The following is a 9,168-nucleotide window of genomic DNA, read 5'->3' on the forward strand; positions in this document are numbered from 1 at the left end:
TGTAAGCATCAGTTTCGGAGGAGACATCAACATGAAACTTGACAGGCACAGCAGTGTTCCGCTCTATGCACAGCTTCGGGAATTAATTGTTGAGCGTATACAGGAAGGCGCTTACCGCCAGGGTGAGCGTATTCCTTCCGAGATGACCCTTTGCCAGGAACTTGACCTGTCCCGTCCGACGGTCAGGCAGGCGATCGCTGATTTGGTATCAGACGGCATCCTGGAGATCCGGAAGGGGAGAGGGACCTTCGTCGCCGTCGAACCGGAGCGTTTTTCAATTCCTCATTTTAATGCCCTGACTTTCAGTTTCCTCAACCTGGCTTCTTATGACGACATCAATTTGCAGCCGGTCCAGCACATGGATCCGGATCCTGAGCTTGACGCTGCCTTCAGTATCCCTGACATCAAACATGCAGGCTACTGGATGCTCCAGTGGCCCATCATGTTTGAGGAACGCATCTACGGCTGGTGTACTTCCCATATCTCCGCGCAGGTTTTCCCCAATCTTGGACAGAGTATTTCTTCGGGGAAACGCATGATTGAGATTAAAAGCAATAAGTATGCCTTCCTGCCGGTAAAAGGAAATGTGGCCCTTCTGGCAAGACCCGCAAAAAATAAGGAGGCCACAGCACTTGAGATCCCCCGCAGGACCATTGTTCTGGCCGTCACCGGTCAGCTCTACGGACGAAATGGAGCAGTCTGCGAGCACTTGCGGGTGGTACTCCGGCCGGATCTCCTGCAACTGGAAATCAACTGAAGACCTTGTTTTTCGACTTTGACACCACAGCCACTTCTCCGGTTCTGCCCCAGGTGATGGAGCTTTATGCTCTCCATCTGACCCGGGCCGCCAACAATCCCTCTTCCGCCCACGCCGGCGGAATTCAGGCTGCAGGGCTTTATGAAGAGGCCCGCCGTTCCATTGCACGGTCACTTGACTGTTTACCTGAAGAAGTCTTCTTTACTTCGGGCGGTACGGAATCGATCAACCTAGCCATCAAAGGAACAGCCGGCCTGGTGCGGAGGAAGCCGAAACGGGCGGTTACATCAGCCGGCGAACACGACGCTGTCCTGGCTTCAATGGCCTGGCTTGAGGAAAGCCAGGGTTTTGATCTGATCCGGATACCGCTGCTTAAGACCGGGCGGTTTGACCGCTCGGCGCTTGAGGGGGCCTTGCGGGATAATCCGCCTTTCCTTGTCAGCCTGATCACGGTAAGCAATGAAACCGGCGCAATCAACGACCCTCAGTCATTCGTTCCGGCCATTCGCAACCTGGCGCCTCAGGCCGTCATTCACAGCGATATCGTCCAGGCCTGCGGCAAACTGCCTTTTTCTTTCCGGGCTTCCGGTCTTGACCTGGCATCAGCGGCGGGCCACAAGATCGGAGCCCCCAAAGGTACCGGCCTGCTGATCAAGCGGGTGAACATCCAGCTGATGCCACTTCTCCACGGCGGCGGCCAGCAATCCGGCGTCCGCTCCGGAACGGTTGATGTTCCCGGTGCCCTGGCCCTGGCAGATGCGGTCAAGTACCATGTGGGTCGTCTGGCTTCCAATCTGGATCTCACAGCTGCTCGCAGGAGGCAGTTTCTCCATGAGCTGGCCCTGCGCGAAATTCCCCATCGGATCCTGTCGCCGGAAGATGGCTCGCCCTATGTCTTAGCGCTTTCATTTCCGGGAATACGCGGGGAGACACTCATGCACGCCTTGTCAGCCGAATCCATCTATATCTCCACCGGTTCTGCCTGCGGATCAAAAAAGGGTGGCGAGAACAGAGTCCTGACCGCCATGGGCTTTGACAGGGCAACCATTCTGTCAGCGGTCCGGATCAGTTTCAATCCTAACCAGAGCCCCGAGGAAATCCGGCATCTGGCAGACCGTATTGCCGCCCATCGTTCGCACTATGCCCTTGAAGGGCAGTAGGGGAGCCAGTGGCGGCCATGGCATATGATCCGTTGATCCTGGTCCGACTGGGTGAGATCACCCTTAAAGGGCTCAACCGTGGCCGCTTTGTCAGCCGCCTGATCGGCAATATGAAAAGGCGCCTGGCAGAGCTGGGTTCTTTTGAGATCGAACAGAGTCACTCCCGCATTTGGATCAGGAGCGCCGCTGACCAGGCCTTGAGGGACAGGGCGGTTATGGAGGAGGCGATCAGCCGGCTTTCCCGGGTCTTCGGCATCGTCTCCCTCAGTCCCGCCCTTGAACTGGAAACGGATTATGAGCAGCTCAAATCGACTTTGCTGGACCATGCGGAAGGCCTTTTGAAGGGAGCGGGGGCTAAAAGTTTCAAGATAGACGTGCGCCGCGTTGACAAGACCTTTCCCCTGAACTCCTATGAACTCTGTTGCGCACTGGGTGATCTTCTCCTGCAGCGATGGCCCCATCAGCTGTCGGTCAGGATGAAAGACCCCGATCTGACTTTTTTTGTCGAGATCAGGGACCGGATCTATCTCTACCATGACATCGTGGAAGGGGCAAAAGGATTGCCGGTCGGCATGAGCGGGCGGGGCATGCTTTTGTTGTCCGGCGGGATCGACAGCCCGGTCGCAGGCTACATGATGGCATCCCGGGGCATGATGATTGACGCTGTCTATTTTCATACCTTTCCTTATACGGGGCCGCAGTCGCTTGCCAAGGTTGAAAAGCTGGCTGCTCTGCTGGCCCGATACGCCGGTCGCATCAATCTTTATGTCGTCGATTTTACGGACATCCAGCTGGAATTGAACCGCTTCTGCCCCCAGGACATGCTGACGCTTGTGATGCGCCGTGTCATGACTCGGATTGCCTCCAGACTGGCGGAGGAGGCAGGCGCCAAGGCCCTGATCACAGGAGAGAGCCTCGGCCAGGTAGCCAGCCAGACCCTGGAGGCCCTGGTTGCAACCGATGCGGCGGCGGACAGACCGGTCTTCCGGCCACTCATCGGCATGGACAAAAATGACACCATCGGGATTGCGCGCCGGATAGGAACTTTTGAAACCTCAATTCTCCCTTACGATGACTGCTGCACCGTCTTTGTCTCCAAACATCCAAAAACCCACCCCTCGCCCGAAGATGCCTTGCGGGCCGAAAGGGATCTGGACATGGACGATCTGGTCAGCCAGGCCATGGCCAGGGTAAGCAGGAAACTGATTGACCCTCACTTGGGCGCGGAAGCCTGACTTTTCGGCCAGGCCTTTCTTCCTTACCCGAAAAGCATTTGTGTTACTATACTTGTGTACAAAATTTCCCTTTCAAGGAGGTGTTAGATAATGCCATATGAGCACGTTAAAGCTGTTGATCCTGATATTTACGGATCCCTGCTGAACGAACTGAGCCGTCAGCGCCAGAACCTCGAGCTGATTGCCTCGGAAAATTTCGTCAGCCAGGCTGTCTTGGAAACCATGGGTTCCATCATGACCAATAAATACGCTGAGGGCTACCCCGGCAGGCGCTATTACGGCGGTTGCGAATTTGTTGACGTTGCCGAGCAATTGGCCATTGACCGTCTGAAAAAGCTCTTCGGGGCGGAGCATGCCAATGTCCAGCCACATTCAGGGGCTTCGGCCAATACGGCAGTCTATTTTGCCATGCTGGAGCCGGGGGATACCATCCTGGGCCTGGATCTCGCCCATGGAGGCCACCTGACCCACGGGATGAAGATCAATATTTCCGGCAGATATTACCGCGCCGAGGCTTATCAGGTTGACCCGGTGACGGAGCAGATCGATTACGACATTGTCCGCAAGCGTGCCCGTGACTTCAGGCCAAAAATGATCGTGACAGGTGCCAGCGCCTACCCGAGGGCCATTGACTTCAAAGTATTCCGTGAAATAGCCGATGAAGTCGGAGCCTTCCTGCTGGTTGACATGGCGCACATCGCCGGCCTGATTGCTGCGGGTCTCCACATGAACCCTGTCCCATACGCCGATTTCGTCACCTCCACCACACACAAAACGCTCCGTGGCCCGCGCGGAGGGATTATCCTCTGCAAGGAGGAATACCGCCGCAAGATCGACTCGGCCATATTCCCCGGACTTCAGGGCGGTCCTTTGATGCATGTCATCGCGGCTAAAGCTGTGGCCTTTAAAGAGGCACTCGACCCCTCCTTCAGCCAATACCAGACCCGGGTTGTCAACAATGCCCGTATCTTGGGAGAGGCGCTCAGTCAGCGCGGCATCGATCTGGTTTCTGGAGGGACGGATACCCACCTGCTTCTTCTCAAATTGAAAAAGGCGGGTGTGACCGGGAAAGAGATGCAGGATCGCCTGGACAGCGTCCGCATCACAACCAACAAGAACACGATTCCTTTCGAAACCGAGTCGCCGATGGTGACCTCCGGACTGCGTATCGGCACGCCAGCTGTCACGACGCGTGGCATGGGCGAGGCTGAAATGCATGAAATAGCTGAACTGATTGCCAAAGCGATCTTCCAGTTCGACCAAAGTCAGGAGGAAATCCGCAGCCGTGTGGCTGTGCTTTGCGAGCGATTCCCGCTCTACCATGATCTCGTCTGAGCAGGAAACTGCCGGCGGGCGGCGCGAACCGCTTGCCTTCCGCATGATGCCGGAGACGCTGGCCGATTTTGTCGGCCAGCGTCATGTTCTGGCGGAAGGAAAGATGCTGTGGCGCATGATCACGGCCGACCGGCTTTCCTCCATCATTCTCTTTGGCCCTCCCGGAACGGGGAAAACGTCCCTGGCACATGTGATTGCCAACACGACCCGGACTGGCTACAGGCAGCTGAACGCAGTGACTTCGGGTGTCGCAGACATCAAAAGAGTGATCGCCGATACGGAGAATCCGCTTCTGACTCCCAGCGGGCGGACCCTTCTTTTTATCGATGAAATACACCGCTTCAATAAAGCCCAGCAGGATGCTCTCCTGCCCTCGGTCGAAAGCGGCCGCCTGATTTTGATCGGGGCGACAACCGAGAACCCCTTCTTTCAGGTCAATAAATCCCTGATCTCCCGGTCAACTGTTTTTCAGCTTCATCCCTTGTCCGAAGAGGAGGTCCTGGAGGTGATGAATCGCGCACTCCGGGACAAAGACCGGGGACTGGGCCGCCTTGCCGTCAAAGCTGACCAGGCTGCCCTGGAAATGATTGCCAGGCTTTCCGGCGGCGACGCACGCATTGCCCTGAACGGCCTGGAGCTGGCTGCACTGACGACGCCCGTCGACGAAAATGGCTCCATCGTCCTGACCCGGGAGACCATCCTGGACTCCATGCAGAAGAAAATTTCACGTTTCGATCCAGATGGCGAGGAACACTATGATACGGTGTCCGCTATGATCAAGTCCATGAGGGGAAGTGACCCGGACGCGGCGGTATTTTACCTGGCCAGGGCTTTGGCCGGAGGTGAGGACATCAGTTTCATCGGCCGCCGCATTACCATTTGCGCGGCAGAGGATGTCGGGCTTGCCAATCCCCAGATGCTTTCCATTGCCCACGATGCCTGGCAGGCTGCCCTGATGACGGGAATGCCGGAGGCCCGGATTGTTCTTGCAGAGGCTGTGATCGCTGTTGCGACCAGTCCCAAATCCAACCGCGCCTGTCTGGCCATTGACAAGGCACTTGCCGATATTGAAGAAGGCCGGCCGGTTTCCATTCCTTTCCACCTGAGAAATGCGCCGGTGAAAAAGATGAAAGACTTGGGTTACGGGCAAGGCTACCTCTACGACCATGATTTCCCCCAGTCCATATCAGGCCAGTCTTTTCTGCCCGAAGAACTGGCCGGAACGGTCTATTATGAGCCGTCAGAAAATGGCTACGAGTCCAAAATCGCTGAATGGATGGACAGGGTTAAAGAGATCAGGCGCAGCCGTCATGAAAAATCCGAAGAAATGAGGTGAAAGACCTTGGATAATCGATTGGAAGAGCGGATACGGAATGCACCCGGGCTGCCGCGGGTCTATTTCGATCATGCCGCGACAACGGCGCCCCGCCCGGAGGTCATTGATCTTGTCATGTCAATCCTGCGTGACAGCTACGGAAACCCTTCATCTTTCTATAAAGAAGGCCACCAGGCCGCCCGGATCCTGGAAGAGGCGCGCGCATCCATTGCCGGCGGCCTCGGGGTGCTGCCCGAGGAAATCTTTTTTACCTCCTGCGGGACGGAGTCGGACAATTGGGCCATCAAAGGCGTGGCCCACGCAAGACAGGGGAGGGGACGCCATCTGATTACCTCAGCCATCGAACACCATGCGGTTTTGCACACCATGGAGGCGCTTGAAAAAGAGGGCTTTGAGGCCACTTACCTGGAGGTGGATGATCAGGGCCTGGTCGATCCGCAGGCAGTCGAGGCGGCCATTCGCCCCGACACCATTCTGGTTTCCGTCATGATGGCCAATAATGAAATTGGAACGGTTGAGCCCATTGAGGAAATCGGCGCCATCTGTAAAAAATCGCATGTCATTTTTCATTCCGACGCGGTCCAGGCCCTGGGGGCCCTGCCGGTTAAGCCGCGCGGCATGAACTGTGATCTCATGTCTTTTTCGGGCCATAAACTCTACGCGCCGAAAGGGATCGGCGTCCTCTACAAACGAAAGGGGCTCCGTCTCGAACCCTTCATGGATGGCGGTGCCCAGGAGAGGCGCCAGCGGGCAGGGACAGAAAATGTCGCCTTTGCGGCAGCCTTTGCCAAAGCCCTCGAGCTGGCAATCCAGGAGAGGGAAGAAGAATCAAGAAGGCAAATTGCTTTGCGGGACCGCCTGATCAAAGGCGTCATTGAGAGTGTGCCTCACACCAAACTGAACGGCCATCCTGAAAAGCGGCTGCCCAATAACGCCAACTTCTCTTTTGAATTCATCGAAGGAGAATCCATCCTTCTTCTGCTGGACACCCTGGGTTATGCCTGCTCAAGCGGTTCGGCCTGCACGTCCGCCTCTCTTGATCCATCCCACGTACTGCTCGCCATCGGGATGCCGGCCGAAATCGCGCACGGCTCCCTGCGCCTTACCATCGGCAGGGAAACAGAGGAGGACGATATCGATCGTTTCCTTATTGATATTCCCCTGGTCATCGAGCGCTTGAGAGAGATGTCACCTCTTTACGCCGACTACAAAAGACAAAAATTGACGGCCCTGATTCCGCCGGAGGGGGGAACAGATGTTAAAATAAGGGGCGGCTACGGCCTGGCTTGAGGGAGGACACAATGGAATACAGTGAAAAAGTCCTTGATCATTTCATGAACCCGAGGAACATGGGGGAGATTCCCGACGCTGATGCGACAGGTACCGTGGGGAATCCCATCTGCGGCGATATCATGAAAATGGATCTGAAGATCGAAAATAATGTCATTGTCGACGCCAAATTCAAGACTTTTGGATGCGGCTCCGCCATTGCCACTTCCAGCATGGCGACCGAATTGATTATCGGCAAGACAACAGACGAGGCGCTCGATATGACCAATCAGGTTGTCGCGGAGGCTCTGGACGGTTTGCCGAAAGTGAAAATGCACTGCTCGGTCCTGGCAGAACAGGCTGTAAAAAAGGCCCTTGAACAGTATTATATCGATCACGGCATGATGACACCGGAACGCCTGGCCAAGTTTAAGATCCTGAACCAGGATGAAAACAAGCAAAAATAAACGGGATGAAAGGAAAAGGCATGAGCAAACTGGATGACAAACAAAAGGAAGAAATTGAAAAACTGCGCAAACAATTGACCTTTTCATTCAAAAATCTCTGGGACCCTGAAAACAAAGAAGAAATGAAAGCCATCATGGACTTCTGCGAGGATTACAAGGGTGCACTTGACCGGGGAAAAACCGAACGAGAATTCGTTGATGATGCGGTGGCATTGCTGCAGGCTGAGGGGTTTCGGGAGTATGAGCCGGCAAAGGCCTTGAAGCCGGGCGACCGTGTCTATGAGACCGTTCATGGCAAGGGCCTGGTGGCCGCGGTCATCGGAACTGCTGACCCCCTCGCCGGCTTTAACATGGTTGGGGCCCATATCGATTCGCCACGGCTGGATCTGAAGCCTAACCCCTTATATGAATCGGATGATTTGACCCTGCTCAAAACCCATTATTACGGGGGAGTCAAGAAGTACCAGTGGGCGGCAACCCCACTGGCCCTGCATGGCATTGTGATCACAAAGGACGGGGAGACCATCAAACTTTCTGTAGGAGAAGAGCCGGATGACCCGGTCTTCACCATTACAGACCTTTTGCCGCACTTGGGCGCCGATCAGATGAAAAAGACCGCGTCGGAAGTGATTGAAGGCGAAGAATTGAATGTGCTGGTGGGAAGCATCCCTCTGCCGGGCGGTGAGGATGTCAAGGAGCGTTTCAAACTTGGCATCCTGCAGGTTCTCTTTGACAAGTACGGTTTTACCGAGCGTGACCTGGTCACTGCGGAAATCGAAATTGTACCGGCCACAAAAGCCCGGTGTGTCGGTTTTGACCGCTCCATGATCGGCGGTTACGGCCAGGACGACCGGGTATGTGCCTACACGGCCCTGCGGGCCCTGATTGATGTCAGGATGCCTTTGGACCGCACTGGCATGGTGGTCCTGTACGATAAGGAGGAAACCGGTTCAGGCGGCATCACAGGCGCCCGTTCGCAGCTCTTTCCCTCCATCCAGCGGCGCATGGTCCGTTCCATGCTGGGACGTGAGCCATCCGCCATCGAGCTCCAGGATCAGATTGAACAGTCGGCCATGCTGTCATCCGATGTCTCCAATGCCTATGACCCCACCTTCTGTTCTGTTTCCGACCCCAGGAACAATGCCTATGCAGGGCGGGGAATTGCTTTCTTCAAATACACGGGAGCCAGAGGCAAAGGCGGCACCTCGGATGCCAATGCAGAATACTTCAATGAGGTCACGCGCCTGATGGAAGAACACGACATCCCCTGGCAGACGGGTGAACTCGGCAAGGTTGATCAGGGCGGCGGCGGAACTGTGGCCATTTACCAGGCCGACCTGGGCATCTCCGTTATTGATTGCGGCGTTCCGGTCCTCTCCATGCATTCCTGCTTTGAGGTCACCAGTAAGGTCGATGTCTACAAGACCTACCAGGCCTACAAAGTTTTCCTTGAGCAGATGAGAAGGCAAGCTTAAGCCGCCTGGAAGCCAAGACGGCCCCTGTCATCGGCCTGGGGCCGTTTCTTATGTCCTTTTTTGCCGGCGTTCGGGATTCAAAGGGTTTTTCTCCACCGCATCATGGAGGGCACGCTGATCGATGTGGGTGTAGA

Annotated in this window: 8 protein-coding genes; all 8 read left to right on the forward strand. The window is 55.8% G+C overall.

Going from position 1 to position 9,168, the window contains the following annotated elements; translation table 11 throughout:
- Nucleotides 1-31: 31 nt before the first annotated feature.
- The 8 genes from GX839_02460 (at nucleotide 32) to GX839_02495 (ending at nucleotide 9,034) form a co-directional block, all read left to right on the forward strand.
- Nucleotides 32-757, forward strand: coding sequence for a GntR family transcriptional regulator (locus GX839_02460; GenBank protein NLB04329.1), 726 nt, complete (start codon nucleotides 32-34; stop codon nucleotides 755-757).
- Nucleotides 758-762: 5 nt separating this feature from the next.
- A complete protein-coding gene (locus GX839_02465; protein NLB04330.1) occupies nucleotides 763-1,917 on the forward strand; it encodes a cysteine desulfurase in 1,155 nt (384 codons plus the stop codon).
- 17 nt (nucleotides 1,918-1,934) lie between these two features.
- On the forward strand, nucleotides 1,935-3,152 hold the full coding sequence (gene thiI, locus GX839_02470; GenBank protein ID NLB04331.1) for a tRNA 4-thiouridine(8) synthase ThiI: 1,218 nt from the start codon (nucleotides 1,935-1,937) through the stop codon (nucleotides 3,150-3,152).
- A gap of 90 nt (nucleotides 3,153-3,242) precedes the next feature.
- Nucleotides 3,243-4,487 carry a serine hydroxymethyltransferase gene (locus GX839_02475; GenBank protein NLB04332.1) on the forward strand — a complete coding sequence of 415 codons (1,245 nt, stop codon included), beginning with the start codon at nucleotides 3,243-3,245 and terminating at the stop codon, nucleotides 4,485-4,487.
- Nucleotides 4,474-5,823: a replication-associated recombination protein A gene (locus GX839_02480; protein NLB04333.1), complete on the forward strand. Its 1,350-nt coding sequence runs from the start codon at nucleotides 4,474-4,476 to the stop codon at nucleotides 5,821-5,823. The genes GX839_02475 and GX839_02480 overlap by 14 nt, the downstream gene beginning before the upstream one ends.
- A 48-nt stretch (nucleotides 5,824-5,871) precedes the next feature.
- A complete protein-coding gene (gene nifS / locus GX839_02485; protein ID NLB04334.1) occupies nucleotides 5,872-7,113 on the forward strand; it encodes a cysteine desulfurase NifS in 1,242 nt (413 codons plus the stop codon).
- A gap of 11 nt (nucleotides 7,114-7,124) precedes the next feature.
- The gene (gene nifU, locus GX839_02490) at nucleotides 7,125-7,559 is read left to right on the forward strand and encodes a Fe-S cluster assembly scaffold protein NifU (GenBank protein ID NLB04335.1); all 435 of its coding nucleotides are present in this window, start codon (nucleotides 7,125-7,127) and stop codon (nucleotides 7,557-7,559) included.
- Between the two features lie 20 nt (nucleotides 7,560-7,579).
- Nucleotides 7,580-9,034, forward strand: a complete 1,455-nt coding sequence (locus GX839_02495; protein ID NLB04336.1) for an aminopeptidase — start codon at nucleotides 7,580-7,582, stop codon at nucleotides 9,032-9,034.
- Nucleotides 9,035-9,168 lie beyond the last annotated feature (134 nt).

It is taken from the genome of Fastidiosipila sp. (genome assembly GCA_012511175.1).
Lineage (GTDB): Bacteria > Bacillota > Clostridia > Saccharofermentanales > DTU023 > UBA4923.